This window comes from Caulobacter sp. SRI_014 (assembly GCF_057586315.1).
In genome coordinates, this window is the sequence record NZ_JBYCZQ010000008.1 from 1 (window position 1) to 26,222 (window position 26,222).

The 26,222-nt window shown below is 69.1% G+C and carries 25 protein-coding genes; 9 read left to right on the forward strand and 16 right to left on the reverse strand.

Going from position 1 to position 26,222, the window contains the following annotated elements:
- Positions 1-152 precede the first annotated feature (152 nt).
- The 7 genes from glyS to AC2YG9_RS16540 form a co-directional block, all read right to left on the reverse strand.
- Positions 153-2,159: a glycine--tRNA ligase subunit beta gene (gene glyS / locus AC2YG9_RS16510; protein WP_487299078.1), complete on the reverse strand. Its 2,007-nt coding sequence runs from the start codon at positions 2,157-2,159 to the stop codon at positions 153-155.
- A 7-nt stretch (positions 2,160-2,166) separates the two neighbouring features.
- The gene (locus AC2YG9_RS16515) at positions 2,167-2,673 is read right to left on the reverse strand and encodes a YegJ family protein (protein WP_487299079.1); all 507 of its coding nucleotides are present in this window, start codon (positions 2,671-2,673) and stop codon (positions 2,167-2,169) included.
- Positions 2,670-3,560: a glycine--tRNA ligase subunit alpha gene (locus AC2YG9_RS16520; RefSeq protein ID WP_487299080.1), complete on the reverse strand. Its 891-nt coding sequence runs from the start codon at positions 3,558-3,560 to the stop codon at positions 2,670-2,672. The genes AC2YG9_RS16515 and AC2YG9_RS16520 overlap by 4 nt, the downstream gene beginning before the upstream one ends.
- Positions 3,561-3,637: 77 nt before the next feature.
- Positions 3,638-4,597: a fasciclin domain-containing protein gene (locus AC2YG9_RS16525; RefSeq protein ID WP_487299081.1), complete on the reverse strand. Its 960-nt coding sequence runs from the start codon at positions 4,595-4,597 to the stop codon at positions 3,638-3,640.
- A 130-nt stretch (positions 4,598-4,727) separates the two neighbouring features.
- Positions 4,728-5,108 carry a hypothetical protein gene (locus AC2YG9_RS16530; protein WP_487299082.1) on the reverse strand — a complete coding sequence of 127 codons (381 nt, stop codon included), beginning with the start codon at positions 5,106-5,108 and terminating at the stop codon, positions 4,728-4,730.
- 64 nt (positions 5,109-5,172) lie between these two features.
- A complete protein-coding gene (locus tag AC2YG9_RS16535) occupies positions 5,173-5,571 on the reverse strand; it encodes a hypothetical protein (protein ID WP_487299083.1) in 399 nt (132 codons plus the stop codon).
- Between the two features lie 119 nt (positions 5,572-5,690).
- The gene (locus tag AC2YG9_RS16540; protein ID WP_487299084.1) at positions 5,691-6,044 is read right to left on the reverse strand and encodes a DMT family protein; all 354 of its coding nucleotides are present in this window, start codon (positions 6,042-6,044) and stop codon (positions 5,691-5,693) included.
- A gap of 223 nt (positions 6,045-6,267) precedes the next feature.
- Between AC2YG9_RS16540 and AC2YG9_RS16545 the strand changes: the two genes are divergently transcribed.
- Positions 6,268-6,606, forward strand: coding sequence for a P-II family nitrogen regulator (locus AC2YG9_RS16545; protein WP_487299085.1), 339 nt, complete (start codon positions 6,268-6,270; stop codon positions 6,604-6,606).
- Between the two features lie 23 nt (positions 6,607-6,629).
- Positions 6,630-8,156 carry an ammonium transporter gene (locus tag AC2YG9_RS16550; protein WP_487299086.1) on the forward strand — a complete coding sequence of 509 codons (1,527 nt, stop codon included), beginning with the start codon at positions 6,630-6,632 and terminating at the stop codon, positions 8,154-8,156.
- Positions 8,157-8,276: 120 nt separating this feature from the next.
- Here the strand turns inward: AC2YG9_RS16550 and AC2YG9_RS16555 are convergent, their stop codons facing one another.
- From AC2YG9_RS16555 to AC2YG9_RS16565, 3 genes are all read right to left on the reverse strand, one after another.
- Positions 8,277-9,149 (reverse strand): 4-(cytidine 5'-diphospho)-2-C-methyl-D-erythritol kinase, encoded by an 873-nt coding sequence (locus AC2YG9_RS16555; RefSeq protein ID WP_487299087.1) that lies wholly within the window; start codon positions 9,147-9,149, stop codon positions 8,277-8,279.
- Positions 9,150-10,868: a tetratricopeptide repeat protein gene (locus tag AC2YG9_RS16560; protein WP_487299088.1), complete on the reverse strand. Its 1,719-nt coding sequence runs from the start codon at positions 10,866-10,868 to the stop codon at positions 9,150-9,152.
- Between the two features lie 78 nt (positions 10,869-10,946).
- Positions 10,947-12,632 carry an electron transfer flavoprotein-ubiquinone oxidoreductase gene (locus tag AC2YG9_RS16565; RefSeq protein WP_487299089.1) on the reverse strand — a complete coding sequence of 562 codons (1,686 nt, stop codon included), beginning with the start codon at positions 12,630-12,632 and terminating at the stop codon, positions 10,947-10,949.
- A gap of 142 nt (positions 12,633-12,774) precedes the next feature.
- Between AC2YG9_RS16565 and AC2YG9_RS16570 the strand changes: the two genes are divergently transcribed.
- On the forward strand, positions 12,775-13,602 hold the full coding sequence (locus AC2YG9_RS16570) for a uracil-DNA glycosylase (protein ID WP_487299090.1): 828 nt from the start codon (positions 12,775-12,777) through the stop codon (positions 13,600-13,602).
- 145 nt (positions 13,603-13,747) lie between these two features.
- Positions 13,748-15,403 carry a lytic transglycosylase domain-containing protein gene (locus AC2YG9_RS16575; RefSeq protein WP_487299091.1) on the forward strand — a complete coding sequence of 552 codons (1,656 nt, stop codon included), beginning with the start codon at positions 13,748-13,750 and terminating at the stop codon, positions 15,401-15,403.
- A gap of 280 nt (positions 15,404-15,683) precedes the next feature.
- Here AC2YG9_RS16575 and AC2YG9_RS16580 read toward each other — a convergent pair whose 3' ends face one another.
- Entirely contained in the window at positions 15,684-16,181 is a 498-nt protein-coding gene (locus tag AC2YG9_RS16580; protein WP_487299092.1) for a glycosyltransferase, read from the reverse strand.
- Positions 16,182-16,224: 43 nt separating this feature from the next.
- Here AC2YG9_RS16580 and AC2YG9_RS16585 point away from each other — a divergent pair, with 43 nt between their 5' ends.
- Positions 16,225-16,671 carry a hypothetical protein gene (locus tag AC2YG9_RS16585; protein ID WP_487299093.1) on the forward strand — a complete coding sequence of 149 codons (447 nt, stop codon included), beginning with the start codon at positions 16,225-16,227 and terminating at the stop codon, positions 16,669-16,671.
- A 94-nt stretch (positions 16,672-16,765) separates the two neighbouring features.
- Positions 16,766-18,187 (forward strand): PA0069 family radical SAM protein, encoded by a 1,422-nt coding sequence (locus AC2YG9_RS16590; protein ID WP_487299094.1) that lies wholly within the window; start codon positions 16,766-16,768, stop codon positions 18,185-18,187.
- Positions 18,188-18,237: 50 nt separating this feature from the next.
- Here the strand turns inward: AC2YG9_RS16590 and AC2YG9_RS16595 are convergent, their stop codons facing one another.
- Positions 18,238-19,542 carry a class I SAM-dependent RNA methyltransferase gene (locus tag AC2YG9_RS16595; RefSeq protein ID WP_487299095.1) on the reverse strand — a complete coding sequence of 435 codons (1,305 nt, stop codon included), beginning with the start codon at positions 19,540-19,542 and terminating at the stop codon, positions 18,238-18,240.
- 67 nt (positions 19,543-19,609) lie between these two features.
- Here AC2YG9_RS16595 and AC2YG9_RS16600 point away from each other — a divergent pair, with 67 nt between their 5' ends.
- Positions 19,610-20,032: a glycine zipper 2TM domain-containing protein gene (locus AC2YG9_RS16600; protein WP_487299096.1), complete on the forward strand. Its 423-nt coding sequence runs from the start codon at positions 19,610-19,612 to the stop codon at positions 20,030-20,032.
- Between the two features lie 66 nt (positions 20,033-20,098).
- Here AC2YG9_RS16600 and AC2YG9_RS16605 read toward each other — a convergent pair whose 3' ends face one another.
- Positions 20,099-20,827 carry a TlyA family RNA methyltransferase gene (locus tag AC2YG9_RS16605; protein WP_487299097.1) on the reverse strand — a complete coding sequence of 243 codons (729 nt, stop codon included), beginning with the start codon at positions 20,825-20,827 and terminating at the stop codon, positions 20,099-20,101.
- Between AC2YG9_RS16605 and AC2YG9_RS16610 the strand changes: the two genes are divergently transcribed.
- Positions 20,820-20,966 (forward strand): hypothetical protein, encoded by a 147-nt coding sequence (locus tag AC2YG9_RS16610; protein ID WP_487299098.1) that lies wholly within the window; start codon positions 20,820-20,822, stop codon positions 20,964-20,966. The genes AC2YG9_RS16605 and AC2YG9_RS16610 overlap by 8 nt on opposite strands.
- 10 nt (positions 20,967-20,976) lie before the next feature.
- Here AC2YG9_RS16610 and AC2YG9_RS16615 read toward each other — a convergent pair whose 3' ends face one another.
- From AC2YG9_RS16615 to AC2YG9_RS16625, 3 genes are read right to left on the reverse strand one after another with little or no spacing between them, the layout of a single operon-like run.
- Positions 20,977-21,969 (reverse strand): HlyD family secretion protein, encoded by a 993-nt coding sequence (locus AC2YG9_RS16615; protein WP_487299099.1) that lies wholly within the window; start codon positions 21,967-21,969, stop codon positions 20,977-20,979.
- A 20-nt stretch (positions 21,970-21,989) separates the two neighbouring features.
- Positions 21,990-22,760: an ABC transporter ATP-binding protein gene (locus AC2YG9_RS16620; protein ID WP_487299100.1), complete on the reverse strand. Its 771-nt coding sequence runs from the start codon at positions 22,758-22,760 to the stop codon at positions 21,990-21,992.
- On the reverse strand, positions 22,757-23,926 hold the full coding sequence (locus tag AC2YG9_RS16625) for an ABC transporter permease (RefSeq protein ID WP_487299101.1): 1,170 nt from the start codon (positions 23,924-23,926) through the stop codon (positions 22,757-22,759). Before AC2YG9_RS16625 ends, AC2YG9_RS16620 begins: the two co-directional genes overlap by 4 nt.
- A 172-nt stretch (positions 23,927-24,098) precedes the next feature.
- On the opposite strand from AC2YG9_RS16625, the gene AC2YG9_RS16630 reads away from it, so the two are divergent.
- Complete coding sequence (locus tag AC2YG9_RS16630; RefSeq protein WP_487299102.1) at positions 24,099-26,177, forward strand: S46 family peptidase; 2,079 nt, start codon at positions 24,099-24,101, stop codon at positions 26,175-26,177.
- Positions 26,178-26,222 lie beyond the last annotated feature (45 nt).

The following is a 26,222-nucleotide window of genomic DNA, read 5'->3' on the forward strand; positions in this document are numbered from 1 at the left end:
TCGCCAGGCTTCTGAAAAGGCTGGGTTTTTGGGGACCGGTTGCCGCGCGAGTGCGGCTACCTGTCCCCGATTTGCGCGGACGGTTAGTGCGAGGGCCGGTCGCCAGCCGGCGCTGATCGGGGACAGGTAGCGGCTGCGCCGCAACCGGTCCCCTACCCCGTCACGAGCGAGAAGTCGGCGACCTTGCCCATGGAGGCCTGGACCTGTTGCAGCAGGCGCAGGCGGTTGTCGCGTTCGGCGACGACGTCGCTGTTGACCAGGACGGCGGTGAAGAAGGCGTCGACCGGGCCGCGCAGGGCGGCGAGAGCTGTCATGGCGCCGGTAAAATCCTCGGCGGCCAACGCGACGTCGAGCTTCGGCGTCAGGGTCTGGAGGGCGGCGAACAGGGCGGCCTCCTCGGCGGGCTGCGAGACGGCGGAGGGCGCGCCGGTCGGCAGGGCGCCCTTCTTCTCTTCGGCCTTGAGGATGTTGGCGGCGCGGCGGTAGCCGGCCAGCAGGTTGGCCCCGTCGTCGGTCTTCAGGAAGCCGTCGAGGGCTTCGACCCGGGCGACGATGCGGACCAGGTCGTCGTCATTGAGGGCGAAGACGGCGTCGACGAGGTCGAAGCGCTTGCCCTGGTCGCGCAGGGTGACCTTCAGGCGGTCGGCGAAGAAGGGCATCAGGTCGTTGGCCTGGACGCCACTGACGCTGTTGAGCGCCAGGCGCTTGCCCGACTCCAGAATGATGCGGATGACGCCGAGCGCGGCGCGGCGCAGGGCGTAGGGGTCCTTCGAGCCGGTCGGCTTCTCGTCGATGGAGAAGAAGCCGACCAGGGTGTCGAGCTTGTCGGCCAGAGCAACGGCGATGCTGACCAGCGCGGTCGGCACCGTGTCGCCCGGGCCTTGCGGGCGGTAGTGGTCGCGGATGGCGTCGGCCAGCACCGGGTCGAGACCGTCGGCGCCTGCGTAGTAGCGGCCCATGACCCCCTGAAGCTCGGGGAACTCGCCGACCATCTGGCTGGCGAGGTCGGCCTTGGCCAGGCGGGCGGCCTTTTCGGCAAGGGCGGGATCGGCGCCGACAAGGGGGGCGATCTCGCGGGCCAGGGCGGCGATGCGCTCGACGCGCTCGGCCATCGTGCCGAGCTTGGCGTGGAAGGTGACGCCGGTCAGCTTGCTAAGCCAGGCGTCGAAGCCCGACTTGCGGTCCTCGTCCCAGAAGAAGCGGGCGTCGCTCAGCCGCGCCGACAGCACCTTGGCGTTGCCGGCGGCAATGACCTTGCCGCCGTCCTGGGCGGCGATGTTGGCGACCACGAGGAAGTGGGGGGCCAGCTTGCCGGTCGCGGGGTCGCGGACGGCGAAGTATTTCTGGTGGGTGCGCATGGAGGTGCGGATGACCTCCGGCGGAAGGTCGAGGAAGGCCGGATCCATGTCGCCGAGGATCGGGACCGGCCATTCGGCCAGGCCCGCGACCTCGTCCAGCAGGCCCTGGTCCTCGACCAGTTCGAGGTTGCGGGCGAAGCAGAGGGTGCGGGCGCCCTCGAGGATGCGCTCCTTGCGCTCCTCGGCGTCGAGGACGACGTAGTGGCCGAGCAGGGCCTCGCGGTATTCGTCGAAGTCGCGGGCGCGGAACGACTGGGCGCTGCCCATGAACCGGTGGCCCTTCGAGATATCGCCGGCGGTCAGGCCCTCGAAGCTGATCGGCACGATCTCGCGGTCGAAGACGCAGAGGATCGACTGCAGCGGGCGCACCCAGCGCAGCTTGCCGCTGCCCCAGGTCATCGACTTGGGCCAGGGGAAGTTCCGCACGGTCTGTTCGACCAACTCGGCAATGATCTCGGTGGTCGGGCGCCCCTTGGACGAGATGCGGCCGAACCAGAGGCCGTCACGCTCCGACAGCTGGTCGCGGGTCAGGCCGGTCTTGCGCAGGAAGCCGTCGATGGCCTGGTCGGGCGAGCCGACGCGGGGGCCTTTGACCTCTTCATCGCGGTCGGCCTGGGCGACCGGCAGGCCTTCGATGACCAGGGCCAGGCGTCGCGGACCGGCGAAGGCCTTCATGCCCTCGCTGATCAGGCCGGCGGCCGAGAGGCCGTCGCGGATCATGCGTTCGAGGTCGCGCGCGGCCTGGGCCTGCATGCGCGCGGGGATTTCTTCGGAGAAGAGTTCGAGAAGCAGCTGGGGCATGGGAACTTTAGGGTTCGACCGGAGTGGCGGAGAACAGACCGTCGTACTGGGCGGCCTGCTCGGCAGGGAGGCGTTTGATCAGGATGCGGCTGGTGAAATGGCCCCAGATCTTGCCGTTGCGGGCATAGGACCAGTCCATGATGCGGGCCGGATCGACCTTGATCGTGTCGCCGGCCTTGATGTTGGTGACCAGCACCGGGTCGTTGTCGAGGACGCCGGAGATGGCGCCGCCCGGGCCGCGCTGCAGGTTGGCCACCCACATGGCCTCGGAACTGTCGCCCTGGATGAACTCGACCTTGAGGGCGGCCGATTGGCGGACCACCGGATCGTTCTCGAACCGGGTCCAGAAGCCAGGCAGGTTCCGCAGGGCCAAGGCCTTGGCGGCGTTGACCTCGGGATCGTCGCGGGAGACGTCGACGACATTGCTGTCGGCATCATCCTGGGCGAGCGCCGGCGCCGCGATGGGCGCGGACAGCAGCAAGCCCGCAGCAATTGCGATCAGCAGGCGGTTCATGCGGCCTCCTGCTGCTTGAGCCACTCGCTGGCGCAGAGCTTACAGAGGTCGCGGATGCGGCCGATGTAGCTGGCGCGCTCGGCGACGGCGATGGCGCCGCGGGCGTTCATGACATTGAACAGGTGGCTGGCCTTCAGGACATGGTCATAGGCCGGCAGGACCAGCTTCTGCCCCTGCGGACCGACGCCCTCGTCGAGGATGCGGACGACCTGGCGCTCCATGTCCTCGAACTGGCGCTTGAGGGTGTCGACGTCGGCGACTTCGAAATTGTAGGCGCTCATCTGGCGCTCGTTCTCAAGGAAGACCTCGCCGTACGACATGCCCCGATCGTTGAAGGGCAGGTCGTAGACGTTGTCGACGCCGAAGACGTACATCGCCAGGCGCTCGAGGCCGTAGGTCAGTTCACCGGCGACGGGGTTCACGTCGAGGCCGCCGACCTGCTGCATGTAGGTGTATTGCGACACCTCCATGCCGTCGCACCAGACTTCCCAGCCGAGGCCCCAGGCCCCGACCGTCGGGTTCTCCCAGTCGTCCTCGACGAAGCGGATGTCGTGCACCTTGGCGTCCAGGCCGATGGCGGCCAGGCTCCCCAGGTAGAGGTCCTGCATGTCCGGCGGGTTGGGCTTCAGCAGCACCTGGTACTGATAGTAATGCTGCAGCCGGTTGGGGTTCTCGCCATAGCGGCCGTCGCCCGGGCGGCGGCTGGGCTGGACGTAGGCGGCGTTCCACGGCTTGGGGCCGAGGGCGCGCAGAACCGTCGCCGGGTGCAGGGTGCCGGCGCCCACTTCCACGTCGTGCGGCTGCAGGATGACGCAACCTCGATCGCTCCAGTAGTTGTGGAGCGTCAGGATCAGGCCCTGGAAAGAGGTCGGTTTGGCGGCAATCATCTTCGTTGTTCGCAGGCGCAAAAAAAGTCGGCGGACCATAGGGCCCGCCGACTTCCGCTTCAACACTGCATGAGGGGCTAGTTGCCCTTCGGAGCCGTGCGTTTGCCCGCCCGCGACTGCGGCGGGTACTTGGCGCGGTTCTCGGCGGTGTCGAGGACCGGGCCGTTGGTCACCTTGGCCGGCTCGGCCGTGGCGGCCGCCACCGAAGCGGCGGGGTTCCGGGGATCGGTCGGGGCGGCCACCGGCGCGGGCGGGACCGCTTCGACCGGAGCGGCAGGATCAACCGGCGCGCCCGACGTCAGGTCGGTCGCGTTGGGGTCGGCCGGATCGGCCGGCGGGGCGGCGGCCGGGACCGTGGCGGCGTCGGCCGGCGGCGCACTGGGGACCGGCTGGTAGCTGGCCCGGATGATCCGGCCCTGCGGCATATCCGTCGTCATGTTCGCGGCCACGGGCGTGCCGGCGGGGGTCAGCACCTTGTCGACCACATGGATGAAGCCGTTGGTGGTTTTCACGTCGGCCTGGGTGACGGTGGCCGGACCGGCCGTGAAGGCCGCGCCGCTGTTGTCGAGCACGATCTCGCCGCCGGCGACCGTGGCCACCTTGCCGGCCCGCTCCTTGACCTTGGTCGAGTCGATGGGGGCGTTGATCAGGTGATAGGTCAGCAGCTTCTGCAGTTCCTGGGGATTGTCCTCCAGCCGCTTCAGTTCGCCGGGCGGCAGGGCCGCGAAGGCCGCGTCGGTCGGGGCGAACAGGGTCAGGCCCTTGTTGCCCTTGATCAGGCCGGTGAGATTGGTCTCGTCCAGAGTGCGGAGCAGGACGGTGAACTGGCCCGAGGCCTTGAGGGTGTCGACGATATCGCCCTTGGCGACAACGCTGCCGGCGGTCGGCGCGGCGGGCGTGGCCGGAACCGCGGGAGCAGCAGCCGGCGCGACGGGTTGCGCGGCAGCGGGCGCCGGGGCGGCGGTCTGGGCGAGGGCCGCGCCGCCGGCGAGAAGAGCGACAGTGGCGGCCGTGGTCAGGAGGGTCAGGGTCTTCATGGGGAGGGTCCTTTCTGATCGGGTCGGAACGTCGGCGCCGCCTCCGCCTTCAGGAGGAAGGCGGCCAGAAGCGACGCAAAGCGGCGGGCAGCCGGGAGGCGGCCCGCCGGAAGTTGAGGATTGGGAGCGGCTAGTTGCCGCGCGCGGCCGTCCGTTTGCCGGCCCGCGACTGCGGCGGGTACTTGGCGCGGTTCTCGGCGGTGTCGAGCACCGGGCCGTTGGTCACCACGGCCGGTTCGGCGGTGGCGGCGGCGATGGCGTAGGCCGGATCGCTGGCAGGCATGGCCATCGTCGTGGCCGGGGCGGCGCCCTCGACCTTCGCTTCCTGGTCGGCGGCGCGCATTTCGTCGTTCTTGTCGAAGGTGGAGCGCTTCTGATCGGGGCTGATCGGGCCGCTGGGGGTGGTGGTCTGGGTCGGCGGCGCCGGATCGGCGGCCGACTGGGCGGCGGCCTGGCTGGCGATGAGCACGGTGGCCAGGGCGGCGGCGGAGAACAGGATGTAGGGTTTCATGACGCTTGTCCTTGTACGCTTACGCGGAACGGACGGCCGGCGGACGCCGGCCGCGAGGGGGAAATCAGTTGCCGACCGGGCGGGTCTGGCGGCCGCCGTTGGAGTCCGGGCCGCCGTAGGCGCGGCGCGTGGCCGGGGTGTCGGGCACCGGGGTGTTGGAGACGACGGACGGGTCGCCGGCCTTCAGGAGATAGGCCTGGGCGACCGGGGTCGGCGAGCCGGTCGGGATGCCGGCCGGCTGCGAGGCCTCGGCGGCGACATCGGACCCGGGGGCGATGATCTGGCCGGTGGGCTGCGAGGCCGGGGCGGTTACATCGACGCCGGTGTCAGCCGGAAGCGGCTGCTCCTCGGCGGACGGAGTGGCGATCGGCGGGGTCTGGGCGAGGGCCGACCCGGCCAGGGCGCCGGCGAACGACAGGGCCGCCAGGCCGGCGGCGGTCTTGAGGACGGGGTTGAAACGCATGGCTTCCTCGACGGTCTTGCTTCATCAGCTGATGAAACGGTGAGCCCCCCGTCGGTCGTTGAGCGGTTGCCGGCCTGAGTCGGTTGCCCGCCATCACGCGCTCGTGAAGTCGCGCCGACCTACCGGCCGAGAAACACGAAGGCGGCGCCTAGGGCGATGAAGCCGAAGCCGACCAGGGTCGGCCAGCGGATCGGCTCGTTCAGCCAGAAGGTCGAGAAGATCACGAAGACGACCAGGGTGATGACCTCCTGCATGGTCTTCAGCTGGGCCGTCGACCAGACTGCCGAGCCGATGCGGTTGGCCGGCACGGCAAGCGCATACTCCGGCAGGGCAATCAGCCAGCTGGTCAGGATGACCAGCCACAGGGCGGCGCCCTTGTGCTTGAGATGGCCGTACCAGGCGAAGGTCATGAAAACGTTCGAGGCGATCAGAAGGCCGATGGGCGCCAGACGCGCGACCAGGGTCGAGGGCATGATTTGCTCCGTTGCGGGTGGCAGACCTTAGCCTTGGATAGCCCCGGAATGGGCGCCTCATTTTTGTGCACCGAGATTGGGCGCCGCCCAGTGAACGGGCGCGCCGCCGCTTTCTTGCCGATTCCCTAACGGCGCGGGCCCGGCCCCGGCGGTCCGTCCCGCTAGCGTGCCCCGGCACAAGAAACAGAGGGGCGCGCGCCTGACCGGCGGGCGAACAAGGCGGATGAAACTGATCATAGCGGTGGTCAAACCCTTCAAGCTGGACGAGGTGCGTGAAGCCCTCGTCGCGGCTGGCGTCGAGGGGATGACCGTCTCCGAGGTGAAGGGCTACGGCCGTCAGAAGGGCCAGACCGAGATTTACCGGGGCGCCGAGTACCAGGTGAACTTCGTGCCCAAGGTGAAGGTCGAGGTGGCGGTCGACGACAGCGCCGCCGGCAAGGCCGTGGAGGCCATCAAGGCCGCCGCCGCCACCGGCAAGATCGGCGACGGCAAGATCTTCGTCCTCAGCCTCGAGGACGCGGTGCGGATCCGCACCGGCGAGTCCGGCGCCTCGGCGCTGTGATCAAAGAACAAGGGGATAAGCAGATGAAATCACTCAAGTTCGGCAGGTTGGCGGGGCTGATGCTCGCCGCCGCCATTGTCGGAGCGCCGATGGCGGCTCCGGCCTTCGCCCAGGACGCCGCCGCGCCGGCCGCCGCTGAAGCGGCGCCTGCCGCTCCCGCCGCGGCGGCGCCGGCTCCCGCGCCTGAAGCTGCGCCTGCCGCCGCCGAGGAAGCGGCCCCGGCCCCGGCGCCCGAGAAGGGCGACACCACCTGGATGATGGTGTCCATGGTGCTGGTGCTGCTGATGATCGTGCCGGGTCTGGCGCTGTTCTACGGCGGTCTGGTCCGCTCCAAGAACATGCTCTCCATGCTGGTCCAGGTGACCACCGTGGCCTGTATCGGCATCCTCTGCTGGGTGGGCTGGGGCTACAGCCTGGCGTTCACCGACGGCGCGGGCCTCAACAAGTTCGTCGGCGGCCTGGCCAAGGTCGGGCTGAACGGGGCGATCTTCAACGCCGAGGGGGCCTTCACGAACGTGGAGACCTTCTCCAAGGGCGTGGTCATCCCCGAACTGATCTTCGTGGCCTTCCAGGCGACCTTCGCGGCCATCACCGCCGCCCTGGTGCTTGGCGGCCTTGCCGAGCGCATGAAGTTCCTCGCCGTAGTGGTGTTCGCCGTCCTGTGGCCGCTGCTCAGCTACTATCCGCTGGCCCACATGGTCTGGTGGTGGGCCGGCGCGACCAGCGGCTTTGGTCAGACGGCGGACGCCCTGTCGGGCAGCGCCGGCCTGCTCTGGGGCTGGGGCGCGCTGGACTTCGCCGGCGGCACCGTGGTGCACATCAACGCCGGTGTGGCCGCCCTGATCGGCGCCATCGTGCTGGGCAAGCGCACAGGCTATCAGAAGGAACCGATGCAGCCGCACAGCCTGACCCTGACCATGGTCGGCGCCGGGCTGCTGTGGGTCGGCTGGTTCGGCTTCAACGCCGGCTCCAACCTGGAAGCCAACGGCTATGCGGGCCTCGCCCTGATCAACACCCTGGTGGCCACCGCCGCGGCGGGCGTTTCCTGGCTGATCGTCGAGCAGGTGACGCGCGGCAAGGCATCGGGCCTGGGCCTGGCGTCGGGTATCGTCGCCGGCCTGGTGGCGATCACCCCGGCGGCGGGCTTCGCCGGTCCGGTGGGCGCGATCGTGCTGGGCCTGATCGTCTCGCCGGTCTGCGTCTTCTTCTGCTCGGTCGTGAAGAACGCGCTGAAGTACGACGACAGCCTGGACGCCTTCGGCATCCACGCGGTCGGCGGCATCGTCGGCGCCATCGCCACCGGCATCCTGGTCAATCCGAAGCTGGGCGGCGCGGGCGTGGTGGACTTCACCAACGGCACGACCGGTTACGACTTCGGCTTCCAGATCATGGCCCAGCTGAAGGCCGTCGGTGTGGCCGTCGTCTGGTCGGCCGTGGCCTCCTTCATCGTCTTCTTCCTGATCAAGCTCATCTTCGGCCTGCGCGTCAGCGCGGAAACCGAGGAAGACGGTCTGGATATCGCCGAGCACGGGGAGCGCGCCTATCACTAAGCGATAGGAACGCTTTCCCTCTCCGGGGGGAGATCAGCGGGGGGCGTGACGGGAAACCGTCACGCCCTTCGGCGTTTTGGGGGGGCAGGCGACAGCGCCGGCTAAACCGGAGGACGGAGGCTAGCCGCCCAACCGACACCTGCGCACCCACCAGTCGGGCCGCATGCTTTCCAGCCGTTCGGCCAGGCCTTCGGCTTCGATGTCGCCGGCGCACAACGCAAAGCAGGTGGCGCCCGAACCGCTCATCCGGGCCAGCAGGGTTTCCGGCTCGCCGCGCAGGGTTTCCAGCACCTCGCCGATGGCCGGCGTCAGGGCGACGGCAGGGGCTTCCAGGTCGTTGCGGCAGGTGGCCAGGACGGCGGCGACCTCGACCACATCCTCGAAGGCTTCCGGCAGCCAGGGCCGCTCGGCGTCGCCCGGCGCGCCGGCCTCGTCATAGGCGCGGTAGACGGCGCCCGTGGGCGAGGCGACACGAGGATTGACCAGCACGGCGTCGAGCACCGGCATGCCGGGGGCGACGACCAGCGTCTCGCCCCTGCCCTCGCCGATCACCGTCTCGCCCCACAGGCAGGCGACGCCGTCGGAGCCGAGCTCGGCGGCGATGGCGTTGAGGGCCTCGTCCTGCATCGGCAGGTCCAGGGCCTGGCGCAGCAGTAGCAGGGTGGCGCCGGCGTCGGACGAACCGCCGCCGAGGCCGGCCGCGATCGGCAGCTGTTTGTCGAGGATCAGGCGGAAGGGCGGCAGCGGCCGGCCGGCGGCCTTGGTCAGGGCCCAGGCGGCGCGCAGGACCAGGTTATTGGGCTCCATGGCCAGGCCATTGGCGAACGGTCCGGTGACCTCGAAATCGAGGGCTTCGGACGGCTGCACGGCGACGCGGTCGCCGACGTCGGCGAAGGCCATCAGGCTGCTGACGGGATGGAAGCCGTCCGCCTGCAGCGCCCCGACATGGAGGTAGAGGTTGATCTTGGCGGGCGCGAACCGGCTCAGGGACATCTAGCGTTCGGCCACGACCGGCTTCACGCCCGACAGCCCGTCCTTCAGCTTGCCCTCGGCCTTGGCCTTCATCGCCGCTTCCGGCTTCAGCTGCAGCACGCGGGTCCACTGGAAGCGGGCCTCGATCTGGCGGCCGACCATCCAGTAGGCGTCGCCCAGGTGATCGTTGATGTCCGGGTCGGCCGGCTCCAGCGTCACCGCCCGCTCGAGGAAGTCGACGGCGTTGCGGTAGTCGCCCATGCGGAAGTAGGCCCAGCCCAGGCTGTCGATCATCGCTCCGCTGCGCGGATTGGCCGAGACGGCGCGCTGAACCATGTCGAGGGCGGGGCCGAGGTTCTCACCCCGGTCGATCCAGGCGTAGCCGAGGTAGTTGAGCAGCTCCGGCTCGTCGGGCTGCAGGCTGAGAGCCTTCTGCAGGTCGGCTTCGGCGCCCTTCCAGTCGCCGGCCCGGTCCTTGGCGACGCCGCGCATGTAGAACAGGCGCCAGTCGGCCTTGTCACCGTCGATGTCGATGACCCGGCTGATGGTGGTCACGGACTCGCCGTAGCGCTCGTTGGCGCGCAGCAGGTCGGCGTAGGTCAGCAGGGCGTCGCGCTGGCCGCCGGCGGCGGCGTCAGCGGCCATCTTGAGGGCCTTGTCCTTGTCGCCGGCCGCCTGCAGCGACCAGGCCAGGCGGGAGCGGGCGGCGCTGTACTCGCGGCTGCCGGCCTTGACCTGGGCATAGGCCGAGCGGGCGTTCTCGGCGTCTTCCAGGCCGGTGTAGACGTCGCCCAGCTCCAGCCACAGCTCCTCGCGGTTGGGATCGAGACGAGCCGACAGGCGCAGGTAGGCGAGCGACAGCTGGTACTGCTTTTCGGCAAGCATTGCCGAGGCCGGGATCAACAGGGCGCGGGCCGAGCCCTCGCGGATGGTCGGCATGGCCGGCGCCTTGCGCTTCTTTGCCGCGCGCTCGCGGGCGGCCGTCAGCTGGGCGTCGTCCGGGCGGACCTTGAGGGCGCTGTCGTAGACGGCCACGGCTTCGGCCCCGCGCTTGCGGCGCTCAAGGAAGGCCCCGTAGTCGGGGGCGAAGATGGCCGAGGCGTCGCCGAAGCCCATCAGGATCTTGTAGTTGGCGTCGGCCTCTTCGAGCTTGCCGAACCGCTCGAACAGCTGGGCCTGGCCGAGCAGGCCGAAGACCTCGACCAGCCGGTCGCCGCGCAGGGTCGGACGGGCCAGGGCCTTTTCCTGATCGCCGGCCGCGGCGGCGGCCCAGGGTGACAGCAGGACCGAAGCCTGGCGGTGCGGGAAGCCGACGCCGGTGTCGATCATGATGGTCTTGGCGGTGGCGGCGTCGTTGACGGCCAGGGCCTCGACGGCTCGGGTCAGCAGGCCCAGGCGCACGACCATGACGCTGGCCTCGCCCTCGGCCGGGGCGCTGGCGGCGGCGCGGGTGACGTCGCCGGAGAACAGGGCGGCCTGGAAGATCCGCTGCTTGAGCGTGGCGGTCTCGGCGCCCAGCGCCTCGGCGCGGGCGAAGTAGCTGGCGGCCTCGTCGTTCTGGCCGTCGGCCTGGGCCTTCTGGCCGGCGAGGAACTGGCCATAGCCCGACTGGCCCTCGGTATCGAGCTTGCTCTGAGCGGGACGCAGGCCGGCGTCCTCGGCGCTGGGCGCGCTGGTGGTGGCGCAGGCGGTGAGCAACAGGGCGCAGGACGCGGCGGAAACAAGGGCAAGGCGCTTCATGCCCCGTAACTTGCCCCAATCGGTGGCGGGAGCAAGGCGCTTCGCGCCGCGCGTCGTGTCAGCGAACCGCCTTGAGGCCTACATGTTCGGATAGTTGGGTCCGCCGCCGCCTTCCGGGGTCGTCCAGACGATGTTCTGGGACGGGTCCTTGATGTCGCAGGTTTTGCAGTGGACGCAGTTCTGGGCGTTGATCTGGAACTTCGGGTTGTTCCCGGCCTCGTCATACAGCACCTCATAGACCCCGGCCGGGCAGTAGAGCCGGGCCGGTTCGCCGTACTTGGGCAGGTTGACGTTGATCGGGACCGTCGGGTCCTTGAGCTTGAGGTGGGCCGGCTGGTCTTCCTCGTGGTTGGTGGCCGAGAGGAACACGCTCGACAGCTTGTCGAAGCTGATGACGCCGTCGGGTTTGGGATAGACCTTCTGCTTGAAGTCCTTGGCCAGGCCCGTGGAGGCGGCGTCGGTCTTCTCGTGTTTCATCGTGCCGAAGAAGGAGAAGCCGCCGGTCAGGTGGCCCACCCACATGTCGAACATGCCGGCCGCGCCGCCCAGGAAGGTGCCCAGCTTGCCGAGCAGCGGCTTCGCGTTGCGGACGACCTTGAGTTCCTTGGCCACCCAGCTCGACTCGTAGGCGGCCTGGTACTCGACCAGTTCGTCGGCCTCGCGGCCGGCCTGCAGCGCCTTGAAGGCCTCCTCAGCGGCCAGCATGCCGGTCTTCATGGCGTTGTGGCTGCCCTTGATGCGGGGGACGTTCACAAAGCCGGCCGAGCAGCCGATCAGCACGCCGCCCGGGAAGGTCAGTTTCGGCACCGACTGGTAGCCGCCCTCGGTGATGGCGCGGGCGCCGTAGGCGATGCGCTTGCCGCCCTCCAGGTAGGGCTTGACCGACGGATGGTGCTTGAAGCGCTGGAACTCGTCGAAGGGCGAGATCCAGGGGTTCTTGTAGTTGAGGTGCACGACGTAGCCGATGGCCACGTAGTTGTCCCCGAAGTGGTACATGAAGCTGCCGCCGCCGGTGTCGTTGTCGAGCGGCCAGCCGGTGGTGTGCTGGGCCAGGCCGGGGCGATGGTTGGCGGCCGGCACCTGCCACAGTTCCTTGATGCCGATGCCGTACTTCTGCGGGCTCTTGCCCTTCTGCAGGTCGAACTTGTTGATCAGGATCTTGGAGAGGGAGCCGCGAACGCCCTCGGCGAAGAAGACGTACTTGCCGTGCAGCTCCATGCCCGGCTCGTAGGAGCCCTTCTTCAACCCGTCCTTGCCGATGCCGACGACGCCGACGATGACGCCCTTCACCGAGCCGTCTTCACGGTAGACCAGGTCGCTGGCCGCGAAGCCCGGATAGATCTCGACGCCGAGGTTCTCGGCCTGGGTCGCCAGCCAGCGGCAAACGTTGCCCAAAGAGGCGATGTAGCAGCCGTCGTTGTGCATGAACGGCGGCATGGCGAACATCGGCAGGTCCAGCTCGCCCTGGGGCCCCAGGATCAGGAACTTGTCGGTGGTGACCGGCGTCTCGAGCGGCGCGCCCTGTTCCTTCCAGTCGGGGATCAGTTCGGTCAGCGCCCTGGGATCGATCACCGCGCCCGACAGGATGTGGGCCCCGACTTCCGAGCCCTTTTCCAGCACGGCGACCGAGACTTCCGTCCCGGCCTTCTCGGCCATCTGCTTGAGGCGGATCGCCGCCGCCAGGCCGGAGGGACCGCCGCCGACGATGACGACGTCGTACTCCATGGCTTCGCGTTCTTCGGCGGCCGTGTCGATGTCGCTCATGGTCAGTCCCCGGTTCGATCCTCTAGGGCGGTTATCGTGATCTGACGCGGCGGCGGTCAAGCAGGAATGGCGTGCGATACGGCGAATAAGCACAACATGCCGGGGTGACCGGGGGCGTCCGGGCCCCTATCGTGTCCCGGCAATGACTCCCGCCTCCGACCGCCGCGCCGCCGAGGCCCTGCTCGCCTTCTGGGCCGAGGCGGGGGTGGAGGCGCTTTATGCCGACGCGGCGATCGACCGGCTGGCCGAAGGCGCCGAGCGGCTGAAGGCCCGGGCGCGGCCGGCGCCGCCTCCCCCGCCGCCAACCCCGATCCGTCCGGCGAGACCGGGCGTTCCCAATATCGACATCGGCGGGGCGCTGGCCCAGGCCCAGCAGATGGCGGCCGCCGCCAACAGCATTGAGGCGCTGGCCGAGGCCATCGCCGCCTTCGAGGGCTGTCCGCTGCGTTACGAGGGCGCCCGCCAGTCGGTCTTCTATCGCGGGGCCATCGATGCGCCGGTGATGGTCATCGGCGAGGGTCCCGGGGCCGACGAGGATTCCGCCGGACAGCCGTTCGTCGGCCGGGCCGGCAAGCTGCTCGACAAGATGCTGGCCGCGGCGGGCCTGGAGGGCCGGGTGTTCATCACCAACACCGTCTTCTGGCGCCCGCCCGGCAACCGCACGCCGACGCTGGCCGAACAGACGGTCTGCGCCCCCTTCGTCGAGCGGGCCGCCGCCCTGGTCAAACCCCGCATGCTGCTGCTGGTCGGGGCGGCGCCGGCCAAGGCCGTGCTGAAACGGGACGAGGGCATCCTGGCCATGCGGGGCCGCTGGTTTGAATGGAAGTCGACAGACGGCGCCCTCGATCTGCCCGTCATGCCGACACTTCACCCCGCCTTCCTGCTGCGCCAGCCGGCAGCCAAGAAGAAGGCTTGGGCTGACCTCCTGACGCTGACCGAAAGACTTGATCGCCAGGGGCGCCCTGCCTAAAGCTGCACGCCTCTTGCAGTGGGGGCCCACTGAAGCGAAGGCGGCCTTTCGGGTTTCGGGTGTTTTCGAGGCCGCCCGCGCTTAACCCTTTGTCGGTTCGATCACTGTATCGAGGCCGGCGAATTCGAGTTCGGGGGTTTTCGGCATGGTTGCAGCCGGCGTGAAGCTTTGCAGATTGGCGGCCGCCCTGGTCGTCCTGATGCTGGCCGCCGTCTGGTTGACCACCCCGGCCCTGGCCGCCGAGCGCGTCCTGTCCAAGCCCGATGAAGTCCGCTACCGCGCCGCCTTCGCCGCCGCCGACCGGGGCGATTTCGACGAAGCCGACGAACTGCTGGCCAAGGTCAAGGACCGCTCGCTGGTCGGGCACGTCCTCTTCGTCAAGCTGATGCACCCCACCGCCTACAAGGCCAGCTACGCCGAGCTGAGCGACTGGCTGGAGGACTATGCGGAACTGGGCGGGGCCGAGCGCATCTACACCCTGGCCCAGAAGCGCCAGCCGCGCGGCACGCGCGAGCCGGAAAAGCCCAGCTTCCTGGCCGCCGCCCGTGTCTGGATGCAGGCCGGCAACGACACCAGCGCCGCCGACGCCAGCTTCGCCGCCCGCGACGCCTACTACTCCGGCCGCACCGCCGAGGCCTGGGCCCTGGCGCCGTCGGCGGGCGAGCCCTGGATCGCCGGTCTGGCCGGCTGGCGTCTGGGCAACGTCAAGGAGGCCCAGGGCTATTTCCTCAAAGTCGCCGAGGACGACAGCAACGACGACTGGATGCGCTCTGCCGCCTGGTTCTGGGCCGGCCGCTGCGCCGAGCGGCTGGGCGACAAGATGACCGCCCGGCTGCATTTCCAGCGGGCGGCGGGGACGCCCTATACCTTCTACGGTCTGATCGCGACGCGGAAGCTGGAGATCGAGGGCGGCCGCACCATCGCGCTCAGCCAGGCGGCCCCGGCCCCGCAGCCCGTGACCCCACCGCCGCCATCGGTGCGCAACCCGCTGCTGATCCAGGTCTCGACCCGTGACCAGCGCAAGGCCGAGTCCCTGATGGACCGCGACCAGCGGGCCCAGCGGGCCGCCGCCCTGGCCCAGATCGACCGCCCGGTCGAGGCCGCCCAGGAACTGCGCGTTGGCCTGGCCCTGGCCCGCAGCGAGACCGACCAGCGCGACTGGCAGACCCTGATCATCACCCTGAAGGTGCCGCTGCAGGCCGCGCCCTCGCCGACCGCCGGGCCGGTTTCGGTGAAGAAAAAGGCCCGCCCCTACCGCGCCGAGCCCTACGACGCGCCGGAGCTCTATCCTGACGGCGGCTTCACGCTCGACAAGGCGCTGGTCTACGCCCTGGTGCGCCAGGAGAGCCGGTTCAACCCCTATGCCTACAGCCATGCCGGCGCCGTCGGCCTGATGCAGGTGCTGCCGACCTCGGCGGCCGAGGCGGCGGGCGACGATCACCTGCTCTACAACATCATGCCGCTGTTCGATCCGCCGGTGAATCTGCGGATCGGCCAGGATTACATGACCTGGCTCATGGAGCGGGGTCTGGGCGGCGGCGACGAGGCCTACGACCTGTTCCGCGTCATCGCCGCCTACAACGGCGGGGCCGGGGCGGTGCTGAAGACCCGCAAGCGCATGGAGCCGGACGCCGACGCCCTGCTGTTCATGGAAAGCCTGCCGGCCCGCGAGACGCGCGAGTATGTGGAAAAGGTGGCGTTCGGATACTGGACGTACCGGCGGATGTGGGGGCAATCGACCTCCACGCTGGACCAGGCGGCGCGGTACGACCGCCTCGTGGACCTGCGCAGCGACCGCTAGGGCTTATCGAAGCGGTCAACGATTATACCACGGCGCCGTGCCGGGAAGCGCCTCGTTTGCCGCAAGCCTCTGATCTGCTGTGATATTTCGGTAGCGGCAGGCGCTGTGAACGTTGGCGCCAGCGTTGACAGGGCGTAGGCGCCAGGGCGGGAAATGTTGGCGCCTTGTGAGACGGCCATGCCTACATGGCCCCCGGCGCCCGGAAAGTTACGGCGTTTTGCCGGTTTTCCTCGATGAATATGTCTAGACATATTGCTCAAAGGCCCGGCGGGCGGGCGTTTTAGCGGGTGATCAGGGCGTCCAGCCGGTCGATACGGCCAACCAGGCGCCTTTGCAAATCGCGCCCCTCCCCGCCCAGCTGGTCGTAGAGACGGCGCGAAATCAGCAAGCCCTCGTCACCCTTCAGCGGCAGCCGCAGGGCGTCGGCCAGCAGGCGCGAGGGGCGGCGGCCATCCTTCGAGGCGCGGAAACGGCCGGCCCGCTCCCATGTCCGGGCCATGTGCATGGCCGCCGCCGTTTCCCAGTCGGGCGACAGCTTGACGCCCGGCTCGAGGATCAGCAGCCAGTCTCCGCGCGCGGCAGCGCAGGCGGCGGACACGTTGCCTGGATGGACATCGGCCCCGGCGTCCTCGGCGATCTCGACCGTAGCGTCGGTTGAGCCGGCATCGGCGACCAGCACCTCCTTGACCAGCCCCTCCAGCGCGGCGCCGACCAGGCAGGTCAGGGTCACCGGCAGGGTGCGGGCGGCGTTGAGGGTAGGGATTACGACCGAGATCATCCGTGCTTCACTGCTCCTGAAATCAGCTTAGCCGGAGTCGGCCATGGTCCAGCCCTTGTCATTGAAGCTGGCGGCGATCGTCGCCCTGGCCGCGCTGGGCCTCGCCGCGCCGGCGCAGGCTTGCCGCCTGCTCGTCGCCCCGGATCACTATTGGACAGAGTACAGGGACGACGAAGCCGCCTTCGCAATCGCCCGGGTTACGGCAATCCGGCCCCATACAGCCGAGGAACTGGCGGACCTCCACAGCAAGGGCGTCACCGCACCCGGCGGCACCGGAAGGATTTCGGACAACTCAGGCCATGTCGATCTTCGGCTGGTGACGCTGCTACGCGGCGCGGCCCCGGCGACGTTTTCCGGGGTCTACGACGCCGGCCCGTCCTGCGGCCACAACTGGTCGCCGCAGATTGGTGAGTCCGTGCTCGTCATTGTCGGCAAATCCGGCTGGGTGCAGGCCTGGCCCTTTCTCGCAGCGCAGGTCAGCGAAAACTGACGGCTCTGCATGGACCCCGTTCGTACCGTTTTGTTAACCAAGATTACCAAAGCATAGTTCTTGTTTTGTTCGCGTTCGGGCCTATGCTCCGCCTGTGCCCCCCATACCGCTCCAGACCAAGGGCCGCGGCGCCCGCACCAACGACACCAGCCGCTTTCTCTCGATGGCGCGGGAGGCGTTCGACGATGGCTGGACGGCGGACGATGAGAAGCCGAAACCGCTGCGCACTGTGATCCAGGCCGACCAAGCCAAGAGCATCATCGCCAGCAACGACAGTCCCGACATCGGCTTCAACAAGTCGATCAATCCCTATCGAGGTTGCGAGCACGGCTGCATCTACTGCTACGCCCGCCCGGCCCATGCCTATCTCGGCCTGTCGCCGGGGCTCGATTTCGAGAGCAAGCTGTTCTTCAAGCCGCACGCCCATGAGCTGTTGGCCAGGGAGCTGTCGAGGAAGACCTACCGGCCCGAGGTCATCCACATCGGCGGCGACACCGACCCCTACCAGCCGGCCGAACGCAAGATGCGCGTCACCCGGCGGGTCATCGAGACCCTGTACCGGTTCAAGCACCCCTTCACACTGATCACCAAGTCGTCCCTGGTGCTGCGGGACCTCGACATCCTGGGGCCGGCCGCCGCCGAGGGGCTGTGCCGGGTGGCGCTGTCGATCACCACGCTCGACCGCAAGCTGGCCCGCAGCATGGAGCCCCGCGCCGCCACACCGGGCAAGCGGCTGGAGGCGGTCAGGGCGCTCAGCGCCGCCGGGGTGCCGACGGCGGTGATGTTCGCGCCGGTCATCCCGGCGCTGAACGACCATGAGCTCGAGGCGGTGCTGGAGGCGTCGGCCGAGGCCGGGGCGAGGACGGCGGGCTATGTCGTCATCCGGTTGCCACGCGAGATCGCCTCGCTGTTCCAGCAGTGGCTGTCGTCGGACCATCCAGGCCGGGCGGCGCGGGTGATGTCTCTGATCCGCCAGACGCGCGGCGGGGCCGACTACACCGCAGACTGGGGCAAGCGGCAGAAGGGCGAGGGGCCGGTAGCCGAATTGATCGCGGCGCGGTTCGCGGCGGCGAAGCGGCGGTTCGGGCTGGACGGCGAGATGCCGCCGATGGACCTCGCCGCCTTCAAGGTTCCGCCCAAGGCCGGCGACCAGATGGACCTGTTCGGCGAGGTGGTGAAGGCGGTGAAGCCGCAGCCGGACGTCACCGCCCTGCGCGGGGCGACGGCCAACCCGGTGCATGGGTTTCCGTTGAGCGAAGCGGCGAGCGCGGGGCCGGAGCCGTGCCTGCACAGGAAGCATACGTTCTGGCGAAACGGGGAGGACGAGGAGCCGCCGAGGCTGCCGGGTGTGAAGGAGGACGGGGCGGCGGAGTTTCCAGCCTCGCCGGCTCACGAACCCCGCGCACCGTCATCCCGGAAGACCGCGAAGCGGGCTATCCGGGACCCAGGGGGGCGTGATCTGGCTATCAAGCGCAGCGTTTCGGCCGGTGCGTTGCAGCCCCTGGGTCCCGGATAAGCGCTGCGCGCTTTCCGGGATGACGGGGAGTTTGTGCAGGCCTTACGCCGTCAGCGCGAGAACACACCCACGAGTTCAACGTGCGGCGACCAGAGGAACTGGTCGACGGGCAGGACCCGGTCCAGGGTGAAACCGGCCTCGACCAGCACTCTTGCGTCGCGGGCGAAGGTGGCCGGGTTGCAGGAGACGCCGACGACGCGGCCAACCTTGGAGCGGGCGATCTCGCCGGCCTGTTCCAGGGCGCCGGCCCGGGGCGGGTCGAAGACCACCGCGTCGATCTTGGCCAGCTCGCGTGACAGCACCGGCCGCTTGGCCAGGTCACGGGCCTCGGCGGTGATGGTCTTCAGGCCCGGCGCGCGGCCGGCGGCCGACTTGAGGGCGGCAATGGCGGGCGCCGAAGAGTCGGCGGCCAGCACCGTGCCGACCTCGGCCAGCCGGAAGGTGAAGGTGCCGACACCGCAGAACAGGTCGGCGATGCGGGCCGCGCCGCTGACCGCTTCCAGCGCGAAGTCGGCCATGGCCTTCTCGGCCTGGGGCACAGCCTGCAGGAAGGCGCCGGGCGGCAGGGCGACATGGGCCTGGCCGAGGGTGACGATGCATTCGCGGGTCGCGTAGATCGCTTCGCCGGCCATGGTGACGCGGGCGAAGTCGGCCTCCTGGGCGATCATCGCGGCCCGCACCCGGGCGTCGGCGGAGAGGCCGCCGCTCTTGGCCTCGACGCCGGTGACGTCGATGTCCAGGCCCGTGCGGGTCAGGGTGACATGCAGGGTCGGGGCCGACTTGGGGTGTTCGAGGAACGGCTTGGCCAGGGCCCGCAGGGCCGGCAGGGCGGCGACGATGCGCGGATCGGTGATCGGACAGGTCTCGATGGGGACCAGGGTCCAGCTGCGCCGTTCCTTGAAGCCGACCACGGCGCCGCCCCTGGCGGCGCGGGCGTGCAGGGCCAGGCGGCGGCGCGAGGCCGGCGGCGAGGCGAAGGTGGCCAGGACATCGGTTTCGAGCTGTTCGCGCGACAGGGCCTCGACGATGCGCTCGCGCTTCCAGGCCAGATAGGGCTCGGCCGCCCAGTGCTGCAGGGCGCAACCGCCGCAGACGCCAAAGTGCGGACAGGGCGGCGCCACCCGGTCGGCGCTGGTGGTCAGCAGGACGTCGATCTCGCCGCGCTCGCCGTCGATACGGGTCCGCACGGTCTCGCCCGGCAGGGTCAGCGGCACGAAGGTGCGGTCGCCGATTCCGTCGCCCTGGGCGCCGATGCGTGTGATTTCAATGTCACGGGTGGTGGTCAGCGGCTTGCTCCTGGCGGAACCCGCCGTGCGGCTGGTTGTTATGGCCCTGAGCGTCGCGGTGCAAGCCATGGACGCCAATCACATCCCGGCGCCTCCCTCCCCGGAGGCCCACCCCACGCAGAGAGAGGTATCTGTCATGCGCAAGATTGTTTCCCTGGCGACGATGGCCGCCCTGGCCATTCCGGCCTTTACCGCCCCGACCGTGGTGGCGGCCCAGTCCTATCGCGACTACGGCAACGGCAGCTCGCCCTGCCATTACGAGAAGAAGCAGGCCGAGCGTAAGGGCACCGTCGCCGGCGCCCTGATCGGCGGCGTGCTCGGCGCGGCCGTGGCCGGCGACGGCAACCGGGGCGAAGGCGCCCTGGTCGGCGGTACGGTCGGCGCCTTCGCCGGCAAGGAAGTCGGCCGCAAGAACGTGCGCTGCGCCAGCTATCCCAAGCGGATCAGCTATCGCCGCGACAACTGCCGCTGGGTGCAGGAGTACCGCGGCGGCCGCTGGCGCGGGTTTGAAGTCTGCCGCAACCGCAACGGCGACTGGCGTCCCAGCGGTCGTTATTGATCGCGGACTGACCTGAGACTTTGAAGGCGGGCCCCGGGAAACCGGGGCCCGTTTTCTATTTGCACTCTACGCGGGTCTTTTGGCCCAGAGCAGGAATTCGTGATTGCCGTCGCCGCCGGTGATCGGGCTGTCGGTGGCAGCCTCGACGGTCCAGCCCTGTTCGGAAACCCAGGCAGCGGTTGTGTCGAGGCAGTCCTGGCGGACAGCCGGGTCGGTGACCACGCCCTTGCCGACCCGGTCGCGGCCGGCCTCGAACTGCGGCTTGACCAGCAGGACCAGGTCCGCGCCGGGCGCGGCCAGCGCCAGGGCGGGGCCGAGCGCCTTGGTGACGGAGATGAAGGAAAGGTCGCAGACGACCAACTGAGGCGGCTCGGGGATCAGCTCTGCGTCGAGGGTGCGGGCGTCCTGGCCCGAGAGTTCGATGACCCGCGCGTCGCCGGCGATGCGTGGGTGCAGCTGGCCCTGGCCGACATCGACCGCGTAGACCCTGGCGGCGCCGCGCAGCAGGCAGACCTCGGTGAAGCCACCGGTCGAGGCGCCGACGTCGAGGACCGTGCGGCCCTCGACGGTCACCGGCCAGAGGCTCAGGGCGTGCTCCAGTTTCAGGGCGCCGCGGCCGACGTAGGGGTGGGCGGCGACGGCGGCAATGTCCGCGGACTCTTCGACGGCCTGCGAGGCCTTGGTGACCACGCGGCCATCGACGGTGACCCCGCCGGCCTCGATGGCGGCGCGCGCCTTGGCCCGGCTGTCGAACAGGCCGAGGTCAACAAGCAGGAGATCGAGACGGGTGCGCATAGCCCTCCATAGCCGTCATCCCGGCCGCAGCGAAGCGGAGAGCCGGGACCCAGGGGCCCCAAACGCAGAAAGGGCAGCGGCCCTTGCGGAGCCCCTGCCCTTCCTGGGTCCCGGGTCGGCCTGCGGCCGCCCGGGATGACGGTGATGGGTTATTTCTTCTTCGGATCTGCCGTCTTCGGTTTGGCGCGGATGGCGCCGGCCGGGAAGCCCGGCTTCATGAACTTGACCAGGACGCGCTGGCCGACCAGCAGCGGGGCGCCGTCGGCGCTGACCACCACCTCGACGACGCGCTCATCGCTGCGCTGGCTGGGATCGTCCGAGGCCAGCTTGCGGGCGCCGAAGACGCCGGCGCGGCGCAGGACCTTGCCGACATAGACCTTGTTGGGGTCCGATTCCGGCGTGATCTCGACCTGCTGTCCGTCCTTGATGTTGGGAATGTCAGCCTCGACGATTTCGGCGCGGACGATGCGGGCCGCGTTGGGCTCCAGATCGAACATGGTCGAGACGTTGAGGGTCGAGGCGCCGGCGCCGGGGTTGGCGTAGCGGCGGGCGATGCGGCCGTTGATCGGGGCGCGGATGATGGTCAGTTCCAGGGCGTACTCGGCCTCGGCCAGGGAGGCGCGGCTGGAGGCGACGGTGGCGCGCTGGGCGACGATCTGGGCTTCCCAGTCGCGGATTTCGTCCATCTTCTGGTCCATGCGCTGCTTGGCCACGAAGTTGCTGGCCGCCAGGTCTTCCAGGCGCCTGTACTCGCGGCGGGCGGCATTGAGCTTGACCTGCAGGACGCCGATCTGGGCCTCGGCCTGATGGACGCGCGCACGAGCGCTGGCCACGGCCAGGCGCGGATCGTCGTCTTCCTGGCGGGCGAGGATCTGGCCGGCGACGACCTCCTGGCCTTCCTCCACGTAGACGGCCTTGACCACCCCGCCACGGCGGGCCGCGACCTGGATGATGCCGCCCTCGACGTCGGCCTTGCCGTTGCCGATGGCCGCGAAGGGGCTGACCGGCATGGACTTGGCGGCCGCCTCGTCCTGTTTCTTTTTCTGGGCCGCGCCGGCCTTCATGAAGAAGAAGCCGCCGACCACCGCCACCACGATGACGGTGATGATCCAGAACCAGGGCCTGCGCAGAAATCCGGGCATTGAGAGGTCGTCCTTGAAAATCAGTGCGAGAGCGACGGCGGATTGGGATCGGGCGTGCGGCGCACGTCGTCCAGGATCTTGCCGTCCTCGATGTGGATCACCCGGTCGGCATAGGCCTCCAGGCGGGGGTCGTGGGTGACGCAGATCACCGCCGCGCCGTGCTCGGTCGCGGCGCGACGGAGGAGGCCGATGACGATCTGGCCGTTCTGGCCGTCGAGGGCCGAGGTCGGCTCGTCGGCGAAAATCAGGTCGGGGTTCTTGGCGAGCGCCCGGGCGATGGCCACCCGCTGCTTCTCGCCGCCCGACAGTTCGGAGGGGCGCTGGTTGATCTTGGAGCTCAGGCCGACCTCGTCGAGGGCCTGCAAGGCGCGGCGGCTGGCCTCGGCGGGGGAGACGCCCTGGTACTTGAGGGCGGTCATCACCTGCTGCTTGGCGGTCAGCGCCGGAAACAGGTTGAAGCCCTGGAAGATGAAGCCGCAATGGTCGAGGCGGAACTTGTCGATCTTGCCGGACGACAGGTCCCACAGGTCCTTGGCGCCGAGCGCCGAGACATGGCCCTCGTCGGGCTCCAGCAGGCCCGACAGCGCGGCGACGAGGGTCGACTTGCCCGAGCCCGAGGGGCCCATGACCATGGTCACGTCGCCGTGGCGGGCGTCGAAGTCGACGCCTTTGAGAACCTCGATATAGGTCTTGCCGGTCTTGAACCGCTTGACGATGCCGGTGGCCTTGAGGGCGATCTCGCCGACCTTGTTGGCGTGCTTCTGGCCATTCTTTCTGTTGGGGGCGCTCATCGCAGCAGGTCCGCGGGCTGGCTGTTCTTGAGGACGCCGAGGGACAGCAGGCCCGACAGCATGGCGATGATCAGCAGGAAGATGCAGACCATCCCGACGATCAAAGGCGGGAAGGCCATCGGCAGGGCGCCCATCGCCGCCAGGCCGGACACGCCCCAGGTCAGGGCCAGGGCCACCAGGATGCCGGCGATGCCGACCCAGAAGCTGAGCTCGATGACGATGACCCGCAGGTCGCCCATGGAGACGCCGAGGGCGCGCAGCGAGGCGAACTCCTTGATGTTGGCCATGATCGCCCCGCGCAGGGTCTGCCAGGTGATCGCCACCCCGATGAAGGCGGAGATGAGCACGGCCGCGCCCAGGATGATGGCGATGAAGCTCTCCTTGAACAGGGCGCCTTCGTTGGCTTCCGCCAGTTCGGCGCGGGTCCAGGCCTTGAACTTGCCGTCGCCCAGCTTGTTGAGTTGGGCCACGACGATGTCGGCGCGGGCCGGGTCGGCGATCTGGACCATCAGCGGCGCGACGCGCGGGCCGGTGTCGGCCTCGCCGAGCAGGCGCAGGGTGTCGCGCGACATGACCACGGTCGGCTGCATCATGTTGGGATAGCCGGTGGTGACCACGGCGACGGTCACGGTCTTGCCGTTGTAGATCGCCTTGTCGCCCTTCTTGACGCCCAGGCGGGCCAGGGCCGTCTGGTCGATGGCCACGGTGTAGGGCTGGCGCAGGGTCTCGACCATCTCGTCGGTGTAGTCGGTCGGCACCGTCACATAGCCCGGGATGGCGTCGATGATGTTGACGCTGACGAACTCCATCTTGCGGTTCTTCGGAACCGTGCCGGGCGGGGCCGTCGGGTCGATCTCGGTGATGTTCTGGAAGCGGCCGCCGGAGCCGTCGATGGGGGCGACCTGGATCACCTCGGGGTGGCCGATGACCAAGGGCATCAGGCGGCGCGGCAGGCCGGACGGGCCGCCGTTGAACAGCGCCGTGGCGCCGGGGCCCAGCACCATGATGTCGGCGCGGGCGCGGTCGATCTGGGCGGTGAAGCCCTTGCCGATGCCCATGAACATGCCGATGAAGAACAGCACGAGCAGGCCCGAACAGGCCAACGCGATGACGGCGGCCATGTAGCGGCGCCACTCGTAGATCAATGTAGCCAAAGCGAGCGACATAGGCGCCTGCAACCCTCCCGAACTGAACGCGGGTATGGACGAGAGCATCGCTCCCATCCAAGTTAAATCGGGGTAAGGCCTGCGCGAAAACCTAGCCACGGGGCATGACAGCGCGCTATTGCCGCATCAAGACGCAGCCAACAGCCGTCAATCCACTGAGAAGAGAGCGTTTATGACCCGTATCGCGTTGATGGCCGGCATTGCCGTCGCCACCGTTTGCGCCGCCGGCGCCGCCACTCCCGCCGCCGCCGATGAAGGCATGTGGACCTTCGACAACCTGCCGACCGCGAAGATCGAGGCCGACTACGGCGTCAAGCTGGACGCCAAGTGGCTGGACCATGTGCGGCTGTCGTCGGTGAGGATCGCCGGCTGCTCGGCCAGCTTCGTCTCCAAGGACGGGCTGATCCTGACTAACAACCACTGCGTCCTTGGCTGCACCAGCGCGCTGAGCTCCGCGACCACCGACTACGTCAAGAACGGTTTCCGCGCCAACCTGCGCGAGGAAGAGCTGAAGTGCCCGGGCCAGACGGCCGAGGTATTGCTGTCGATCACCGACGCCACCGCTGACGTCCGCGCCGCCGCTGCGGGCAAGACCGGTGAAGACTTCGTGCGGGCCCGTGACGCCGCGGCCAGCGCCGCCGAAAAGAACGTCTGCGGCGCCGAGACCGGCGTCCGCTGCCAGACCATCAGCCTGTACCGGGGCGGCCAGTACAAGGTCTACAAGTTCCAGCGATACACCGACGTGCGGCTGGTCTTCGCGCCGGAGCAGTCGATCGCCTTCTTCGGCGGGGATCCGGACAACTTCAACTTCCCCCGTTACGCCCTCGATTCGGCGTTCCTGCGGGCCTACGGCGCCGACGGCAAGCCGGTCCAGGCAAAGAACTTCCTGAAGTGGAACGCCTCCGCGCCGAAGGAAGGCGACCTGACCTTCGTGGTGGGCAATCCCGGCTCGACCGAGCGCCTGCTGACCGTCGCCCAGCTGGAGACCCAGCGCGACCTGACCCTGCCGATCGGCCAGCTGCAGCGCTCCGAGCTGCGCGGCCGCTATCAGGAATACGCCAAGGGCGGGCCCGAGCAGAAGCGCACCGCCGATGACGCCCTGTTCGGACTGGAGAACAGCTTCAAGGTCTTCTACGGCCGCGGGCTGACCCTCAACGACACCGCCTTCATGGACGCCAAGCGCGCCGCCGAAGCCGAACTGCGCGCCAAGGTGAAGGCCGATCCGGCGCTCTCGGCCAAGCTGGGCGATCCCTGGGCCGACATCGAAAAGGCGCAGGTCGCCTACCGCGACAGCTGGCTGGAGTACCGCCAGCTTGAGATCGAGGCCGGCGGCGGCGCCCGCCTCTACAACTGGGCCCAAACCCTGGTCCGGGCCGGCCGCGAGAAGGCCAAGCCGGCCGGCGAACGCTCGGCGGACTACAGCGACGCCGCCCTGGCGCGCATGGAACGCGGCCTGATGGCCAATACCCCGGTGATCGCCGGCATCGACCAGCTCAAGCTCGAGCACTGGATGCTGAAGACCCGCGAATACCTGACCGTCGACCACCCCGGCGTGAAGACCATCCTGGGCAAGGAAAGCCCGCAGGGTCTGGCCGCGCGTCTGGTCTCGGGCAGCAAGCTGGGCGATCCGGCGGTGCGCAAGGCGCTGTGGGACGGCGGCCTCGCCGCCCTGGAAGCCAGCGACGATCCGATGATCCAGTTCGTCCTGCGCACCGAGGGCCAGGGCCGCGTGCTCAAGCAGGCCTGGAACAACGAGGTCACCGCCCCGGTCGACGCGGCCGCCGAGCGCATCGCCCAGGCCCGGTTCGCGGTCTATGGCGAGAGCGTCTATCCGGACGCCACCTTCAGCCTGCGCCTGTCCTACGGCAAGGTTCAGGGCTGGACCTATCGCGGGACCACCGTGCCGGCCTTCACGAAGATCGGCGGGACCTTCGACCGCGCCACCGGCGAGGCGCCCTTCGACCTGCCCAAGAGCTGGGCCGACAAGAAAGCGGTGCTGAACCCCGACGTGGTGTTCGACTACGTGACCACCAACGACATCATCGGCGGCAACTCGGGCTCGCCCGTGATCGACGCCAAGGGCCAGGTGATCGGCGCCGCCTTCGACGGCAACATCCACAGCCTGGGCGGGGCGTACGGCTACGACGGCGCGCTGAACCGGACCGTGGTGGTCTCGACGGCGGCCATCACCGAAGCGCTGACCAAGGTCTACGGCCAGACCAACCTGGTGAAGGAACTCACCGGGAAGTAGGACGACCAGACCACCCTCCCCCTCCCCGCGAGGGGGAGGGACTGG